The sequence below is a fragment of the Streptomyces sp. NPDC047014 genome, assembly GCF_040644195.1.
Lineage (GTDB): Bacteria > Actinomycetota > Actinomycetes > Streptomycetales > Streptomycetaceae > Streptomyces.
Genome location: NZ_JBEYVX010000046.1, coordinates 1 through 16,020 on the forward strand (window position 1 = coordinate 1; position 16,020 = coordinate 16,020).

A 16,020-nucleotide genomic window follows, 5' to 3' on the forward strand; every position below is an offset into this window, starting at 1 on the left:
TCTAGCGACCACGCCGGGTAGTGCGGCATGCCGGCGAGGACGTGGGTCTCGTGGCCGAGGCGGGGCTCGCGCGCGTCCGGGCCCGGGTCGCTCGCGAAAAAGGGGTCGCTCCCCGCGGGCGGGGTCGTTACGATCACCGCGATGACCACTCACTCCCTGATCAGATGGGGGGTCCCCACCGCGCAAGGTGAGTGCTGATGCACTTTCACCACGCGGAGGACGACTCCCGCATTTCCTTCTGGCTCCGCGTACGCGAGTACGCCGTGCCGGAGTCCATGATCGAGACCGCGACCGCCCGCCGGCATGCCGGTGACTGGGCGGGGGCGTGTGCCGCCGCCGGTTTCGACGTCGATTTCCACCTGCGGTCCGTCGCGCGTACGCACGGCCGCGATCTGACGGCCCGGATCCGGGCCGATCTCCGCCACCTGGCTCCCGACCTGCTGCGCTGGCACATGCCGCGGATCGCCCCCGACGGGCTGCTGCGGCCGGGCCTGACGGTGGCCCTGGCCCGCTACGCCCCGGCCGGGCGGGACGGTGGGCCGGAGGTGCACCTGGTGGCCCGTACTCCCCCGGCCTGGGCGGACGGTGGCCAGCGGATCGCGCTCGCGCTGTGGGACGGGGTCCGCGGCGAGGCGGGGATCGCCCCGCGCGATGCCCGTCGGCGCTCGCACCCCGACCGGCGCTACCGCCTGGACCTGCACCGCCACGCATGGGACGCGCGCCGCGCGCCGGAGCTACGTGCCCGAGCGGGCGCGGACCGCCCGACGGCCTCGCACGGCACCCCCTGCGCGGTGGACCGCTGGCCGGAGGAGGCGGCCCTGGTGCTCCGGTCGGAGGGCCGCGCCGGGGAATCCGGCCTGGTCTCCGTCCGCCTGGGCCCGCGGCAGCGCCTGCTCCTGGAACTGACCGGGACGGAGCAGACGCCCTCCCTGCGCATCCACCCACCCTCCGCACCCGGCGACACCGCGTCCTTCCCCGTCCTCCCGGACGCGGCGACCTGGACACTCCCGGACCTGGCCCTCCTCCGCACCGGCTCCCTCACGCCCGGCCGACTCCACCCGCTGGTGGCGGCGGCCCTCGCCCCGGACCACGCACGAGCCGAGCCGGCCCGTAGTGGCGGCCGGACAGGCGAGCCACGCTACGTGGACTGCCGCGGCGCCCGGCACCGGATCGGCCTGGTCGACGGCCGGCTGGCCGCCCTGGACCACGACCCGGCGGAAGTCCGGCGCGAGGAACTGCTGGCCGCCCTGAGCGGCACCCCCCTCCCCTGCCTGCACGCCATCGACACGGCCCACCGCCGCCCGGACTCCCTGACGGGCGTACGCGAACGCCTGGCCCACGGCGACACGGCGGGCGCCTTGGCGGTGGTCGAAAACCTCCTCGGCCCGGCGGCGGTCCTCCGCGAGGGCCCCCTCCAGGACGCCCTGCGATCAGCCACCGAACGCCGCATCGCCTACGGCCTGTTCCGCGCGGGCCTGACGGACCCGTACCCGAGCCGGGTCCCCCCGCTGCCGAGAAAACCCCGACACCGTGCGGGGCGCCGCTAGCGGGGAGCGGGGGGCCGCACGCGGCCCCCCGGCTGGACGCCGTTCCGTTCGCCTGCGCGCCGAGGCGCGGGCGCGTGCCGCGTCGTACACATCGTTTCTCTCCGACTCAAAGGTGATCGCTCATGCAGACTGACCACGCCTCCACCCCCGCCGGGGCGACCCCCCTCGATGTTGCCGGGCAGTTGCTCGGCCTGCTCGGGGACACCCGCACCGAGCCGCGTCCCGATGTGCAGTTGGAGGCGTTGACGCTCGCCGTTGCCGCCGATCTGCCCGTGTTGCTCTGGGGTGAGCCCGGGATCGGCAAGACCGCCGCGCTGACGCAGCTCGCCGATGCCCTGGACCTGCCGCTGACCACCGTCATCGCCAGCGTGCACGAGCCTTCCGACTTCGCCGGGCTGCCGGTCGTCGGGGACGACCCCGCCGTGCAGGGGGGTTCCCATGGCGCCGCCGGACTGGGCCGTGCGGCTGGTGCGGGCCGGGCGGGGGCTGCTGTTCCTGGACGAGCTGTCCACCGCCCCGCCCGCCGTCCAGGCCGCGCTGCTGCGGCTCGTACTGGAGCGGCGGATCGGGGCGCTGCGGCTGCCGCCCGGTGTGCGGATCGTCGCCGCCGCGAACCCCCGTTCCTCCGCCGCCGACGGCTGGGAGCTCAGCCCGCCGCTCGCCAACCGGTTCGTACACCTCCAGTGGACGCACGACCACGAGGTCGTCGTCCGCGGCCTCGGCGGCATCTGGCCGCGGGCCACCCTGCCGACCCTCGACCCGCGGGCCCTGCCCGCCGCCGTGGAGCACGCCCGCCGCGCGGTGTGCGAGTTCCTGACGGTACGCCCGCCCCTCGTGCACCGGCTGCCGTCCGGCGAGGCCCGGCGCGGCGGTGCCTGGCCCTCGCCGCGCAGCTGGGACATGACGCTGCGTCTGATCGCCTTCGCCGCCGCCGCCGGTTCCTCCCGCGAGGTGCTGTCCCTGCTCGTACGGGGCACCGTGGGCGACGGCCCGGCGCTGGAACTGCTCGCCTGCCTGGACCGGATGGACCTGCCGGACCCCGAGCTGTTCCTCACCGATCCGGAGGGCGCGGAGCTGCCCGCACGCGGTGACCGGCGGCAGGCCGTGCTGGAGGGCGTGGTCGCGGCGGTCCGGCGGCAGCCGGAGCGGGCCCGCTGGGACGCGGCCTGGGCGCTGCTCGCGCGGGCCGCGCGGACCGGCGCCCCGGACCTGGTCGTCGTACCCGCGACCACGCTGGCCGCGCTGCGGCAGGAGGAGTGGGACCTTCCGCCGTCGATCGACGGGCTCGCGGGGGTCGTCGGGCTGTCCCGGCGGGCGGACCGGGCGGCGGGCCGGGCCGCCGCCCGGATCAGCGCCTCGGCGGGGGCGGGCCGATGAGCGGCACGGGAGCCACACCCGCTGTGGCCGCCGCTCGCGCCCCGGGCCCCGTACGCACCCAGCCCCCACACCCCCTCGACCGCGACAAGCTCTTCGCGGCGCGGCTGCACGCCGCCCGCGTGCGCCCGTACCTCGCGACCGCCCTCTTCGCCCTGCACATCGTGGAGTCGCGGCAGGTGCCGACGATGGCCGTCGACCGGTACTGGCGCTGCTACGTCTCCCCCGGCTTCGTGGACCGGACCCCGGTCGAGGAGCTGGCCGGGGTCTGGGTGCACGAGGTCTCGCACCTGCTGCGCGACCACCACGGGCGCGGTGACCGGATCGCCCGCGCACTGGGGCTGACCGGCGCGGGCGACCGGCTGCGGCTGAACATCGCCGCCGACTGCGAGATCAACGACGACGTGTTCGGGGACGGGCTCGTCCGGCCCGAGGGCGCGGTGGTGCCGGAGCTGCTGAGGATGGGCACCGGCGAGCTGATGGAGGACTACGTCCGCGGCTTCCGGCTCGGCACCCTGCCCCCGGAGCTGGCCTGGCTGGACTGCGGCAGCGGTGCGGACGGGCTGGAGCGGGAGTGGGACCTCGGCGCGGACGGGGCGGACGGGCTCAGTCCGCAGGAGCAGGACGCGGTGCGCTTCCGCGTGGCGCAGGGAATCAACGGCCGCCCGGGGAGCGCCCCGGCGGGCTGGAAGCGGTGGGCGGAGGAGGCGTTCCATCCGCCGCAGGCGTGGCGGGACCTGCTGGGGGCGGCGGTGCGGTCGGCGGTGGCCGGGGCGGGCGCCGGCGAGGACTACAGCTACGGGCGCCCCTCCCGCCGCTCGGCGGGCCTGCCGGGCCTGGTGCTGCCGAGCCTGCGGCGCAGGCCGCCGCGGGTGTGCGTGGTCATCGACACCTCGGCGTCGGTCAGCGATGCCGAACTGGGCAGCGCGCTGCTGGAGGTGACGGCGATCTCGCGGGCGGTGGGCGGGCGGCGCGACCAGGTCTCGGTGGTGCCGTGCGATGCGGCGGCCCGCGTCGTGCATCCGCTCTGCCACGGCGAGGGCATTCCGCTCGTGGGCGGAGGCGGCACGGACCTGCGGACGGGCTTCACGGCGGCGCTGCGGTCGGGGCCGGGGCCGGGCCCCGATGTGATCGTCGTCCTGACGGACGGTCATACGGACTGGCCCGCGGCCCGGCCGCCGTGCCGGACGGTGGTGGGCCTCTTCGCGGGCCACTACGCCCCCCGCTGGGACCGGTACGACCCCGACTACACCCCGCAGGGCCCGCCGGCGTGGGCCCGGGTGGTGGAGATCGGCGGGCGGGGCGGGGGCCGCTGAGCGGGGCCGGGCGCGGCGCGGGCTGTCGCGGGGTCGCGTGGTGTCGCCTTCCGGGGCGGCGTCCGTCATGATCGGGAGGCGAGACCGGGGCCGGGGGGCCGGGACGGCGCCGGGGCACGAGTGCGATGGGAGACAGCCGTGAGGATGCTGATCAACAGTCCGGAGACCGTGGTCGCCGACGCCCTGCGCGGGATGGCCGCCGCCCATCCCGAACTGGACGTGGACGTGGACGCGCGGGTCGTCGTACGGCGGGACGCGCGCGGCGGTGGACGGGTCGGGGTGGTGTCCGGGGGCGGGTCCGGGCATGAGCCGCTGCATGCGGGGTTCGTCGGGTACGGGATGCTGTCCGCGGCCTGCCCCGGCGAGGTGTTCACCTCTCCTGTCCCGGACCAGATGGTGCGGGCGGCCGCGGCGGTGAATTCCGGGCAGGGGGTGCTGTTCGTCGTCAAGAACTACACCGGGGACGTGCTCAACTTCGAGATGGCCGCCGAGCTGGCGGAGGAGGACGGCCTGCGGATCGAGCGGGTGCTCGTCGACGACGACGTGGCGGTGACCGACAGCCTGTTCACCGCCGGGCGGCGCGGTACGGGCGCCACCCTCTTCGTCGAGAAGATCGCCGGGGCGGCGGCCGAGGAGGGCGCACCGCTGGAGCGGGTCGCGGCGCTGGCCCGGCGGGTCAACGAGTCCTCGCGGAGCTTCGGGGTGGCGCTGAGCGCGTGCACCACGCCCGCGAAGGGCAGCCCGACCTTCGATCTCCCGGAGGGTGAGCTGGAGTTGGGCATCGGGATCCATGGCGAGCCGGGGCGGGAGCGCCGTCCGATGATGTCCGCGCGGGAGATCGCCGAGGTCGCGGTGGGGGCCGTACTGGAGGAGCTGGCGGGGGTCGGACCGGCCGACGGGCCGGTGCTCGCGCTGGTCAACGGGATGGGGGCGACGCCGCTGCTGGAGCTGTACGGGTTCCACGCGGAGGTGGCGCGGATCCTGGGCGAGCGGGGGGTGCCGGTGGCCCGGACCCTGGTGGGCAACTACGTCACCTCGCTGGACATGGCGGGGTGTTCGGTGACGCTGTGCCGGGCGGACGAGGAGCTGGTACGGCTGTGGGACGCGCCCGTCCGGACGGCGGCGCTGCGCTGGGGGTGCTGAGCGGTGGGGACGGCGGCGGGTACGGGCAGTTCGGACGCGAGTCGAGGAGACGTCACGGTGCGGGACGCGGAGTTCTTCCGGAACTGGATGGCGGCGGCAGCGGCCGCGGTGGAGCGGGAGGCGGACCGGCTGACGGAGCTCGACTCCCCCATCGGGGACGCCGACCACGGCAGCAATATGCGGCGCGGGTTCACGGCGGTACTGGCCGCCTTGGAGGCGGAGCCTCCGGCGACGCCGGGCGCGGTCCTCCAACTGGCGGGCCGGACCCTGATCTCGACGGTCGGCGGCGCGTCGGGCCCGCTGTACGGGATGCTGCTGCGCCGCACGGGCAAGTCCCTCGGTGAGGCGCAGGAGGTCTCGGACGCGGACGTGGGCGCGGCGCTGGCCGTCGGGGTGGACGCGGTGTCCCAGCTGGGCGGAGCCTCCGCGGGCGACAAGACGATGCTGGACGCACTGCTCCCGGGCGTGACGGCCCTCAAGACGTCCTACCGCTCGGCGGCCACCGCGGCGGAGGAGGGCGCCGTGGCGACAACCCCCCTCCGAGCCCGTAAGGGCCGCGCCAGCTACCTGGGTGACCGCAGCATCGGCCACCAGGACCCGGGCGCCACGTCCGCGGCCCTCCTCCTGGCAGCGTTGGCCGACACGGCCGAGCAGGCGGGGGGCGAGCGGTGACGGGCCCCGGCACGGGCGCGGCCCTGGTCGGGGTCGTGCTCGTCTCGCACAGTGCGCGGGTCGCCGAGGCGGTGGCCGATCTGGCGCAGGGGCTGGCGGCCGGCGGGCCCGTGGTTTCCGTGGCGGCGGCCGGCGGTACGGACGACGGCGGGCTGGGGACCAGCGCTTCGCGTGTCCTCGCGGCCGCGCGAGCCGTGGACCGGGGCGCCGGGGTGGCGCTGCTCGCGGATCTCGGGAGCTCGGTGCTGACCGTCAAAGCCCTGCTGCTGGAGGACGAACTGCCGCCGGATTCCCGCCTGGTCGACGCCCCCTTCGTCGAGGGCGCGGTAGCGGCGGTGGTGGCCGCCTCCACCGGGGCACCCGTCGCCCAGGTCGCGGAGGCGGCGACGGAGGCGTACGCCTACCGCAAGACCTGAGCGGCGGGCCCGTCCCGGGGCCGTTCTGTCTCCGCGTCCCGTGCGTAGTCCTCCTGCGCGGGACCGCCGCGGGCGCGGCCTCGGCGGCCCCTGCCCACGCTTCCGCGAGGCGTGGGCAGGGGCTCGTACAGGCAACGCGCTCAGCGGCCCCGCAAGGACTGGATCTCGCGGCGGTCGCGTTTGGTCGGGCGGCCCGTGCCGCGGTCGCGGAGGCCCAGGGCCGCGGCTTCCGTCGGGGTCGGCGGGGGCGGGCTCTTGTCGATCAGGCATTCCGCGGCCACCGGGGCACCGACCCGCTTCGAGACCGGCCGCTTGACCACCACGATCCGTTCACGCCCCGCGTGGAACAGCCGGACCTCGTCGCCCGCGCGTACCGTCTGCGCCGGCTTGGCCCGCTCGCCGTTGACCCGTACGTGGCCCGCCCGGCAGGCGGTCGCCGCGATCGAGCGGGTCTTCGTCAGACGTACGGACCAGATCCACGCGTCGACCCGTACCGTGCCGGTTTCCGGTCCGGATACCTGTTCAGCAGCCATGTCCCGACTCTAGTCAGTCGGGAGGCGCGGAGTGGAACGACTTTTTCTGCCGCACGTGCCGTGTTCTTGGCGGATACGCCAAGGGGTATGGCACCTACCATGGAGATCAACCCAAGGGAATTGCAAATGCGCCACGCGTACGCCTACCTTGTCGCACATGCAGTCCTACACCATCGGACAGGCTGCGCGTCTGCTGGGCGTCAGCCCCGATACGGCGCGCCGCTGGGCCGACGCCGGCCGGGTCGTGACCCATCGCGACGAGGTCGGCCGGCGGCTGATCGACGGTCGTGACCTGGCGGCCTTCTCCGTCGAGGTGGCACAGGGCGCCCACACCGAGGAAGGCGATCCGTACACCTCGGTTCGCAACGCCTTCCCGGGCATCGTCACCGCCGTCACGCTCGGCGACGTGGCCGCCCAGGTGGAGATCCAGGCGGGGCCCCACCGGCTGGTCTCCCTGCTCACCCGGGAGGCCGTCGAGGAACTGGGGCTGGAGGTCGGGATGCGGGCCACCGCCCGCGTGAAATCCACCAGCGTGCACATCGACCGCGCCTGAGCCGGGACACCAGAGATCCACGGCTCCAGGGCTCCAGGGCTCGACGGCTCGACGGCTCGACGGCTCGACGGCTCAAGGAGTCCCCGAGGCGCTCCGCACCACCCGCTCGTACCCCACCCGCTCCGCCCGTCACCGGCGCGGGTCACCACCAGGCGGTCCCGGCACCCGGCCGGCCGCCGACCCGACCGAGGAGCACGCGCTCATGTCCCCGACCCCGACCCGCCGCCGCGCGGCGACCGTCGCACTCTCCGCCACCCTGCTGGCCGCCGCCCTGACCGCCTGCGGCGGTGGCGACGACACGTCGTCCGCCTCCCCCAGCGGTTCCGGCTCGGCCTCGGCCTCCGCCGAGCCGAAGGCAGCCAACCTCACCGTGCTGGCCGCCTCCTCCCTCACCGACGTGTTCAAGACCGCGGGCGCGGCCTACGAGAAGGCCCACCCGGGCACCAAGGTGACCTTCTCCTTCGCCGGTTCGCAGGAGCTCGCGGCCCAGGTCAAGCAGGGCGCTCCCGCCGACGCGCTGGTCACCGCCGACACCAAGACCATGGACGGCCTCAAGGCCGAGACCGGCGACGCCACCGTCATCGCGAAGAACCGTCTGGTCATCGCCGCGGGCAAGGACAACCCCTTCAAGATCGACGAGCTGAAGGACCTTGCCGACACCAAGATCAAGGTCGTGCTCGCCGCGCCCGAGGTCCCCGTGGGCCGCTACAGCAAGCAGATCCTCGACGCGCAGAAGATCGAGGTGAAGCCGGTCTCCCAGGAGCCCAACGTGCGCGCCGTGCTGAGCAAGGTCGAGCTGGGCGAGGCCGACGCCGGTCTCGTCTACAAGACGGACTCCGCCAAGTCCGGCGACAAGGTCGTCGCCGTGGACATCCCGGACGACCAGAACGCCGTCGCCTCCTACCCCGCCGCCGCGCTCAAGCAGTCCAAGAACGCCGAGGCCGCGGCCGCCTTCGTGGCCTGGCTGAGCACCCCGGAGGCGCAGAAGATCCTCCAGGACGCGGGTTTCCAGAAGCCGTAGTGGCACTCAGACGGTCGCGGGGGCTGCCTGGTCCGGGGGGAACAGGCAGCCCCCGCGGCATGCCCGCGCCCGCACGCCCTCCCGCCCGGTCCGGCGACCACCGCGTACGCTGCACCCCCGGCCCGCGCGACCGGGCCCGTACCGCTCCGACCCGGTGCCCCCGCCCCGAAGCCCCCGACCCCACGCCCCCGCCAGGAACCGAGGCATGAGCAGAGCCCGTACCCGCCGCACCCGGCCGCCGTTGACCCTCGCCCTCCCTGCCATGCTCGCCGTCGCGTTCCTGCTGCTGCCGCTCATCGGGATCCTCGCCCGTACGCCCTGGGGCGAACTCGGCGCGCATCTCAGCAGCCCCGGCGTCGTGGAGGCCCTCAAGCTCTCGCTGCTGGTCTCCTTCTGGGCGCTCGGCCTCTCCCTGCTCCTCGGCGTGCCGCTGGCCTGGCTGCTGGCCCGGGTGGAGTTCCGGGGCAAGGCGCTGGTGCGCTCGCTGGTGCTGCTCCCGATGGTGCTGCCGCCGACCGTCGGCGGTGTGGCGCTGCTGCTCGGTTTCGGCCGGCGCGGGCTGCTCGGGCCCTGGCTGGAGGGCACCTTCGGGATCACCCTGCCCTTCCACACCTCCGGCGCGGTCGTCGCGGCCACCTTCGTCGCGATGCCCTTCCTGGTCATCAGCCTCGAAGGCGCCCTCGGCGGGCTCAAGCAGAGCTACGAGGAGACGGCCGCCTCGCTCGGCGCCTCGCCGGTGCGGGTGTTCTTCACCGTGACCCTGCCCATGGTGGCCCCGGGTCTCGTCGCCGGCGCCGCGCTCACCTGGGCCCGCGCGCTGGGCGAGTTCGGCGCGACCATCACCTTCGCCGGGAACCTGCCCGGCACCACCCAGACCCTGCCCCTCCAGGTCTACCTGCTGCTCCAGGACCAGCCCGAGGCGGCCACCTCCGTCTCCCTGCTGCTGCTCGCGATCGCGATGGCCGTACTGATCGCCCTGCGCGGCCGGTGGACGAGTACCCCGGTGGCCCGCCGTACGGAGGCCGAGGCGGCGGCCCGGCCCGCGGAGGAGCCGGCCCAGGACGCGGCCGAGGGCGGGCCGGGCGCCCCGGACCCGGTGCGGGAGCCCGCCGGGCACTGGCCGCTGCACGCCACCGTCACCGGCTTCAACCGGCTCACGCTCGACGCCGAACCGGGCACCACCATCGCCGTCGTCGGCGAGAACGGCGCCGGCAAGACCACCCTGCTGCGCGCGCTGCTCGGCCTCACCCCGCGGGCCCACGCCGCACTGCGGCTCGGGGACACGGATGTCACGGCGCTGCCGCCGCACCGGCGCCAGGTGGCCTGGGTCCCGCAGGACGGCGCGCTGTTCCCGCACCTGAGCGCCCTGGCCAATACCGCGTACGGGCTGCGCGCCCGCCGGGTGCCGCGCGCCGAGGCCCGCCGCGAGGCACTGCTCTGGCTGGACCGGCTCGGCGTCGGGCACCTCGCGCACCGCAGGCCCGCGCAGCTCTCCGGCGGCCAGGCCCAGCGGGTCGCGCTGGCCCGCGCCCTCGCCGCCCGGCCCCGGCTGCTGCTGCTCGACGAACCGCTGGCCGCCCTCGACCAGACCACCCGTGCCCGCGTCCGGCACACCCTGCGCACGCACCTGGCCGGCTTCGGCGGGGTCTGCCTGATCGTCACCCACGATCCCGTGGAGGCGGTCTCGCTGGCCGACCGGGTCCTCGTACTGTCCGACGGCCTGGCCCTCCAGGACGCTCCGCCCGCCGAGGTCTCCCGGCATCCGCGCTCCCCGTGGGTGGCGCGCATGCTGGGCCGCAACGCCTGGCCGGGCACCGCCTCGGAGGACGGCCTCGTCCTCGCGGAGGGCGGCCGGCTGGTGGTGGCCGAGGCGCTGCCGGCCGGGGCACCGGCGCTGGCGATCATCGCGCCGGAGGCGGTGTCGGTGCACCGGGAGCGGCCGGGCGGCAGCCCGCGCAACGTCTGGCGGGGCACCGTACGGGAGATCACCTCGGTCGGCAGCCGGCTGCGGGTGCTGATCGCCTCGGCCGGGGCGCCCGACCTGGTCGCGGAGATCACCCCGGACGCGGCGGCGGAACTGGGGCTGGCCGACGGGGCCGAGGTGTGGACGAGCGTGAAAGCGACCGAGGTGACCCTGGTCCGCCTCTGAACCGGAGCAGGGCAGCAGGGCACAGGGCAGCGAGCGAACCCCCGCCGCCCCGCTAGCCCGCCCCCGCCGCCTCCCCCGCCACCGCCGGGGCGAACTCGCACCACACGCTCTTGCCGCCGCCCCTCGGCTCCACGCCCCACGAGTCCGCGAGCTGCTGCACCAGCATCAGCCCCCGCCCCGACACCGCCCAGTCCCCCGCCTCGCGCAGCCTCGGCAGGGCGCTGCTGGTGTCCTCCACCTCGACGCGGATCCGCCCCTGGGCCGTCAGCCGGAGGCTGAGGTTGCCGCCGCCGTCCGTGTGGACCAGGGCGTTGGTCATCAGCTCGTCCGCCGCGAGCTCGATCTCGTCGGCCCGCTCCCGCGCCCCCCACGCGGCCACGGCCGCCCGGATCAGGTGCCGGGCCAGGCCCGGCGCGTGCGTGTCCCCCGGGTCCAGTCGCTGGCGCAGCGGCCCTCCGCCGCTGCCGTTCGGCGTGCCGCGCCGCCGCAGCACGAGCAGGGCCATGTCGTCCCCGCCGCCCGCGTCCCCGACCAGGTCGCACAGCGCGTCGGCCAGGTCCTCCACGTCCACCGGGCCGCCGCGCACCGCCGCCATCAGCTCCTCCATACCGGTGTCGTGGTCCGAGCCGGGCCGTTCGATCAGGCCGTCGGTGCACAGCACGAGGGTGTCCCCGGGGTGCAGTTCGAGGCTGGTGACCGGGTATCCGGAGCCGGTGGGCCCCGGTTCGCGGGGTGGCAGCCCGAGCGGCAGCCCGCCCGCCACCTGGATGCGGTGGCAGCTGCCGTCGCCGCGCCGTACGACGGGGTCGATATGGCCGGCCCGGACCATCTGGAGGATCCCGCTGCTGAGGTCGACCTGCGCGTAGGTGCACGTGGCGAACCGTTCCGTCTCCAGCTCGCGCAGGAAGGCCGAGGCCCGTGCCATGGCCGCGCCCGGCGTGTGCCCCTCGACGGCGTACGCCCGCAGTACGATGCGCAGTTGCCCCATGACGGCGGCGGCGTCCGTGTCGTGCCCCTCGACGTCCCCGATCATCACCCCGACCCGGCCGTCCCCGAGCGGGACCACGTCGTACCAGTCGCCGCCGATGTCCCGTCCCATCCGGGCCGAGCGGTACCGTACGGCGATCAGCGCGCCCGGCACCTCCGGGATCCGGCGGGGCAGCATCGCGCGCTGGAGCCCTTCCGCCAGGTCGTGTTCCTGCTCGAAGAGCATGGCGCGCTGGAGGCTCTGGGCGACGCCGCTGCCGAGGGCCATCAGCAGATTGCGTTCCTCGGCGGTGAAGTCGCCGTCGCGCTTGTAGAGCAGCCCGAGGGCGCCGATGGGCCGGCCCTGAGCGATCAGCGGCAGGTAGACGCCGCTGCGGACGGACAACGGCTCGATGTAGGGCCACAGCAGCGGATAGCCGGTCTCGAACTCGTCGCGCGAGACGAGGAAGACGGGCTGCATCGTGCGCACGGCCCGGCTCATGGGGAACTGCGCGTCGATCCGCGTGTACTCGATCTCCGGTACGTACGAACCGAGCTGGCCCTCCGCGACCAGGTGGATACGGGCCCCGTCGACGATGCCGAGCATCACGCTGACCGCGCCCAGATGGCCGAGCGCCTGCGGGTCCTTGAGGACGTCGGTCACGTCGTTGACGGTGCGGGCGTGGGCGAGGATGGCCGTCGTCCGCTCGACGACGCCGGTCATCCGGCGGCGGCCCTCGTCCTGCTCCCCTCCGGCGCCGGGCTCCTCCGGGTCGTGGGCCGCGTCGCGGAGGATCCCGATGACGCGGTACGGGCGCCCGCGCGGGTCCCGCAGGATGTGGCCCTGGATATGCGTCCAGGTCGGGGAGCCGTCGCGGCGGCGGCTGCGGACGTAGGCGCCGTAGTGGCTGCGGCCGTCCTTGATCGCCTGGGCCACCCGGGCATCGAGCCGGGCCGCCTCGGCGGGGGCGAGGCGCGAGCGGAGTCCGTCGGGGGTGCCGGCGTACTCGTCCGGGCGCAGGTCGAGGACCTCGAGGGCGGTGGGATCGAGATGCATCCGCCCGCTGTCGAGGTCCCAGTCGAACGTGCCCATGCGGTTGAGCGCGAGACTCGTGTCCGGCCGCGCGGGCCAGTCGACCTCGGGGTTGTCTCCCCTGTGGGCCATGCAGCCAGGGTCTCACTCTCCCCCGCCGCTGTCCCTGCGGGAGCGCTCGGGCGGGGACCGGAGCGGGTGGTCGGTGCAGCCCTCGGCCGCGTGGACGTGCATCCGGGACTCCGGGCGCAGCAGGTTGAGGGGCGCGCCCGTGCTCAGCCGCTCCACGAGGTCCGGGGCGGCGTAGGCCCTACGCCGGCGGCGTTCCCGGCGACGGAGCCGCGGTCGGGGCCGACGGGACCGGGGAGGCCGAAGCACTCGGCGGCGCCGAGGTAGGCGGCACCGGGGAGGGCGAGGCCGGCGCGGACGAGGGCGGCGGGGCCGACGTCACCCGCGACGGGGAACCGGAGGGGGAGGCCGGCGCCGAGGTGGGCGACGCCGGAGCCGAGGCCGTCGGAGTCGGGGACGCCGAGGGCGGCGGGGGCTTCGACGGGGACGCGGAGGGCGAGGGGGTGGGCGAGCCCGACGGGGACTTCGACGGGGAGGCCGAGGGCGAGGGGGTCGGCGAGCCCGAGGGCGACTTCGACGGGGACGCGGACCCGGACGGCGTCGGCGAGGTGGACGGGGACGTGGAAGGGGACTCCGACGGGGACGTGGACGGGGACTTCGACGGCGAGGCCGAGCCCGACGGGGTGGGCGACGGCGGCGGCGACTTCGTGTCCGACGGCCTCGGGGAGGTCCCCGAGGGAACCGGCTTCGTCGGCTGCGGCCCGGTCGGCCTCGGCGTCGGGATCACCGGCGGCGGTATCGGCCGGTCCGGCCTGCCGTGCTGGTGCTGGCCCTTGTCGCGCTCGTACCAGCCGCGGGTCTGCCGGTCGTAGATCACGATCTTGGTCACCGGCTTCACCGCCGGAGCGATCACCACCACCTCGGCCGGCCGGTACGAGGGCCAGGTCTGCCCGAACCGCTTGGGGTCCGCCTTGAGCGGCACCGGCGGCCCCAGCGGGTTCCCGCAGGCGCACCGCACCCGCGGCACCCCCCGGTCGTCCACCAGCACGGCCGTCCCGGCCTGCAGTACGGCCTGGTAGCTGGTGGCCTTGCCGTCCTGGAAGCCGTGATTGGTGACCCGGGTGTCCATGCGCAGCTGCACCGCCGTCAGCGAGCGCAGGTACGAGGGCACGGCGGCCGGCTGGATACCGAGGGCCGAGGCGAAGGCGGAGTTCTTGGCGGGCTCCGCGGACAGCACCTTGATCTGCTTCTCGATGTCGCAGCTGGCGGCGTCCCTGGTGCCCTCGTACACGCCGGGGGCGGCACCGCTGATGCTCCTGGTGCCGGTGGGGGTGCCCTCGGTGGGGCTCGCGGTCAGCGCGCCGCCGCCGGTGGGGGTGGGGAGCGGGCTCTCCGGCGGCGGGGCGTTCTCCGTGACCACCGTGGACTCGGTGAACGGGTCCGGGCCGGTGGCCGCGGCGGGTTGGAGGAAGACCTCGCCGCCCGCCTTGTCGGAGGTACCGCTGGGCCGGGTCAGGACCACGACCAGGGCCACCACCGCAGCCACCGCGACCAGTGCGGTGGCGAGCCGCGGGACGGACCGCCACCAGGGCTGCTTCGCGGGCCCGGAACCTCCCGGGCCTCCCGGGCCTCCCGGGCCTCCCGGACCGGCGGGGCCGCCGGGGCCGCTCGGGCCACTGCCGCCGCCCGATCCGCCCGGCCCGCCGGGAGGCCCCGGGGGCGGGGGCAGAGGCTCCTGCTGACCGCCCGACAGCGGGCCCGAGGGGGGCCCGGAGGGGCGTTCGGGCCGCGAAGGCTGCCGGCCGGCGGGTTGTGTGGTCACGGGCTCTTCTTCCAGGAGGAGGGAGTTCCCATCGAGCCATTGTGTGCGCCATCCGGGTGGTGGCCGCAAGCCGGGAGTGCCACGGTGGCAGGGTGACCGAGAAGCCCGGATCAGCCAGTTCGGGGGGCTCCGCGCGGGCATGGCGGGACGCCCTCGTCGCCGTCGTCGCGGCCTTCGCGGCCATGGCCGCCGTCGCCTGCGCGGGCATCGCCTTCGCGGGCGTCGGCGACCTGCCGAGCGGGGCCTTCCCGCATGTGGCCGCCGCGATCGTGGCGCTGGCGGCCGGGGGTACGGTCGAGGTGTCCGGCGGGGCCGGTGTGCTGGGCGGCGCGGACGCGAGCCTGGCGGTGCTGCCGCTCTCGGTGAGCCTCGCGGGCGCGCTCACGGCCGGCTGCCTCTTCCTGCGGCCCCTGCACAACCGTGCGGTCGCGCGCCCCCGCGAACTCCTCGGCCGCGCCGTCCCCCTGGTCGTCCTATGGCTCGTCGCCCTTACCGGTACCGCGCTGCTGGCCCGCCGGAGCTTCGGCGTCGCCACGGACGATTCCGCCATCGGAGTGATAGGGGAACTCCTCGACTCCGCGCCGACGGTGGGATTCCGTGCCGCTGTGCCCGCCACGCTGTTCTTCGGACTGCTCTGGATCCTGGGCGTGCTGCTGATCGCCCTGCTGGTCTCCCGCCGGGCACCGCTGCCGACGGGGCTGGTGCGCTTCCATACGGCGGTCCGCCCGGCCGCCTTCGCCACGGCCGTGCTGCTCCTGGTCTGCGTGGCCATCGGCGTCGTGATCGGCCTGGTGGTGGCGCTGACCCAGGGGCATGCCGCCCGGACCCTGGCCGTGATCCTGCTGGGGCTGCCGAACCTGGCGTGGATCGCGCTCACCCTCGGCTTCGGCGGGGCCTGGGAGGGCAGGGCCGAGGGCCCGTTCGGGCTGCCGATGCCGCAGGTGCTGGACGGGGTCCTGCGGGATTCCGACGCCTCGCCCGTGGACGTGGCCGCGCTCGCGCAGCAGGACCCCCGGGCGTGGTGGCTGGTCGCGGTGACCGCCGTCCTGCTGCTCGGTACGGGCGTGATGGCCGCCGTACGGTCCCCCGCGCACGTACGGCCCTGGCAGCACGCGCTGCATCTGGGCGCGGCCCTGGGCCTGGCCACGCTGATGGTGTGCCTGCTGGCGCGGGTCCAGGCCCGGTTCGCGCTCTCGCTGCTGGGGATCGGCACGGTGGACGGCCTCGGCGGTGAGGTGGTGCTGGACCCGGTCCTGTGGCGCACGGTCGGCCTGGCCGTGCTCTGGGGCGCGGTGGCGGGTCTCCTGGGCGCCCTCCTGGCCCGCCCCCTGCACCGGCGCGGCCGCGTGGACGACCCGGTGGAGCCCGCGGCTCCCTCCCCGCCGCGCGGGTGACCTCGTACGGCC

The 16,020-nt window shown here is 75.5% G+C and carries 12 protein-coding genes and 1 pseudogene; 10 read left to right on the forward strand and 3 right to left on the reverse strand.

Annotation, left to right across the window (positions count from 1 at the left end):
• Nucleotides 1-197: 197 nt before the first annotated feature.
• The 6 genes and pseudogenes from ABZ873_RS22545 to ABZ873_RS22570 all read left to right on the forward strand — a co-directional run bounded on the left by ABZ873_RS22545 (nucleotide 198) and on the right by ABZ873_RS22570 (nucleotide 6,468).
• On the forward strand, nucleotides 198-1,547 hold the full coding sequence (locus tag ABZ873_RS22545) for a hypothetical protein (protein ID WP_360874931.1): 1,350 nt from the start codon (nucleotides 198-200) through the stop codon (nucleotides 1,545-1,547).
• 122 nt (nucleotides 1,548-1,669) lie between these two features.
• Nucleotides 1,670-2,924 (forward strand): annotated as a pseudogene (locus tag ABZ873_RS22550) (MoxR family ATPase).
• Between the two features lie 23 nt (nucleotides 2,925-2,947).
• On the forward strand, nucleotides 2,948-4,237 hold the full coding sequence (locus ABZ873_RS22555) for a VWA-like domain-containing protein (RefSeq protein WP_360874933.1): 1,290 nt from the start codon (nucleotides 2,948-2,950) through the stop codon (nucleotides 4,235-4,237).
• A gap of 144 nt (nucleotides 4,238-4,381) precedes the next feature.
• Entirely contained in the window at nucleotides 4,382-5,380 is a 999-nt protein-coding gene (dhaK, locus tag ABZ873_RS22560; protein WP_360875028.1) for a dihydroxyacetone kinase subunit DhaK, read from the forward strand.
• Between the two features lie 57 nt (nucleotides 5,381-5,437).
• Entirely contained in the window at nucleotides 5,438-6,052 is a 615-nt protein-coding gene (gene dhaL / locus ABZ873_RS22565) for a dihydroxyacetone kinase subunit DhaL (RefSeq protein WP_360874936.1), read from the forward strand.
• A complete protein-coding gene (locus ABZ873_RS22570) occupies nucleotides 6,049-6,468 on the forward strand; it encodes a PTS fructose transporter subunit IIA (protein ID WP_360874938.1) in 420 nt (139 codons plus the stop codon). The genes dhaL and ABZ873_RS22570 overlap by 4 nt, the downstream gene beginning before the upstream one ends.
• A gap of 140 nt (nucleotides 6,469-6,608) precedes the next feature.
• On the opposite strand, the gene ABZ873_RS22575 is transcribed toward ABZ873_RS22570, so the two are convergent.
• On the reverse strand, nucleotides 6,609-7,001 hold the full coding sequence (locus ABZ873_RS22575; protein ID WP_360874940.1) for an RNA-binding S4 domain-containing protein: 393 nt from the start codon (nucleotides 6,999-7,001) through the stop codon (nucleotides 6,609-6,611).
• A gap of 157 nt (nucleotides 7,002-7,158) precedes the next feature.
• Here ABZ873_RS22575 and ABZ873_RS22580 point away from each other — a divergent pair, with 157 nt between their 5' ends.
• The 3 genes from ABZ873_RS22580 (at nucleotide 7,159) to ABZ873_RS22590 (ending at nucleotide 10,724) form a co-directional block, all read left to right on the forward strand.
• On the forward strand, nucleotides 7,159-7,554 hold the full coding sequence (locus ABZ873_RS22580) for a helix-turn-helix transcriptional regulator (protein WP_360874943.1): 396 nt from the start codon (nucleotides 7,159-7,161) through the stop codon (nucleotides 7,552-7,554).
• A 202-nt stretch (nucleotides 7,555-7,756) separates the two neighbouring features.
• On the forward strand, nucleotides 7,757-8,575 hold the full coding sequence (gene modA / locus ABZ873_RS22585; protein ID WP_360874946.1) for a molybdate ABC transporter substrate-binding protein: 819 nt from the start codon (nucleotides 7,757-7,759) through the stop codon (nucleotides 8,573-8,575).
• A 205-nt stretch (nucleotides 8,576-8,780) separates the two neighbouring features.
• Entirely contained in the window at nucleotides 8,781-10,724 is a 1,944-nt protein-coding gene (locus ABZ873_RS22590; protein ID WP_360874949.1) for an ABC transporter permease, read from the forward strand.
• Nucleotides 10,725-10,776: 52 nt separating this feature from the next.
• On the opposite strand, the gene ABZ873_RS22595 is transcribed toward ABZ873_RS22590, so the two are convergent.
• Together ABZ873_RS22595 and ABZ873_RS22600 are read right to left on the reverse strand one after the other, a co-directional pair.
• A complete protein-coding gene (locus tag ABZ873_RS22595; RefSeq protein ID WP_360874952.1) occupies nucleotides 10,777-12,855 on the reverse strand; it encodes a SpoIIE family protein phosphatase in 2,079 nt (692 codons plus the stop codon).
• Nucleotides 12,856-13,033: 178 nt separating this feature from the next.
• Nucleotides 13,034-14,338 (reverse strand): DUF6777 domain-containing protein, encoded by a 1,305-nt coding sequence (locus ABZ873_RS22600; RefSeq protein ID WP_360874954.1) that lies wholly within the window; start codon nucleotides 14,336-14,338, stop codon nucleotides 13,034-13,036.
• Between the two features lie 368 nt (nucleotides 14,339-14,706).
• On the opposite strand from ABZ873_RS22600, the gene ABZ873_RS22605 reads away from it, so the two are divergent.
• A complete protein-coding gene (locus tag ABZ873_RS22605; protein WP_360874957.1) occupies nucleotides 14,707-16,008 on the forward strand; it encodes a streptophobe family protein in 1,302 nt (433 codons plus the stop codon).
• The last annotated feature ends 12 nt before the right edge of the window (nucleotides 16,009-16,020 follow it).

Coding starts and splice junctions, on each gene's coding strand:
- ABZ873_RS22595 (WP_360874952.1), bottom strand. CDS start 12,855: ATGGCCCACAGGGGAGACAACCCCGAGGTCGACTGGCCCGCGCGGCCG.
- ABZ873_RS22590 (WP_360874949.1), top strand. CDS start 8,781: ATGAGCAGAGCCCGTACCCGCCGCACCCGGCCGCCGTTGACCCTCGCC.
- ABZ873_RS22575 (WP_360874940.1), bottom strand. CDS start 7,001: ATGGCTGCTGAACAGGTATCCGGACCGGAAACCGGCACGGTACGGGTC.
- ABZ873_RS22545 (WP_360874931.1), top strand. CDS start 198: ATGCACTTTCACCACGCGGAGGACGACTCCCGCATTTCCTTCTGGCTC.
- modA (WP_360874946.1), top strand. CDS start 7,757: ATGTCCCCGACCCCGACCCGCCGCCGCGCGGCGACCGTCGCACTCTCC.
- dhaK (WP_360875028.1), top strand. CDS start 4,382: ATGCTGATCAACAGTCCGGAGACCGTGGTCGCCGACGCCCTGCGCGGG.
- ABZ873_RS22580 (WP_360874943.1), top strand. CDS start 7,159: ATGCAGTCCTACACCATCGGACAGGCTGCGCGTCTGCTGGGCGTCAGC.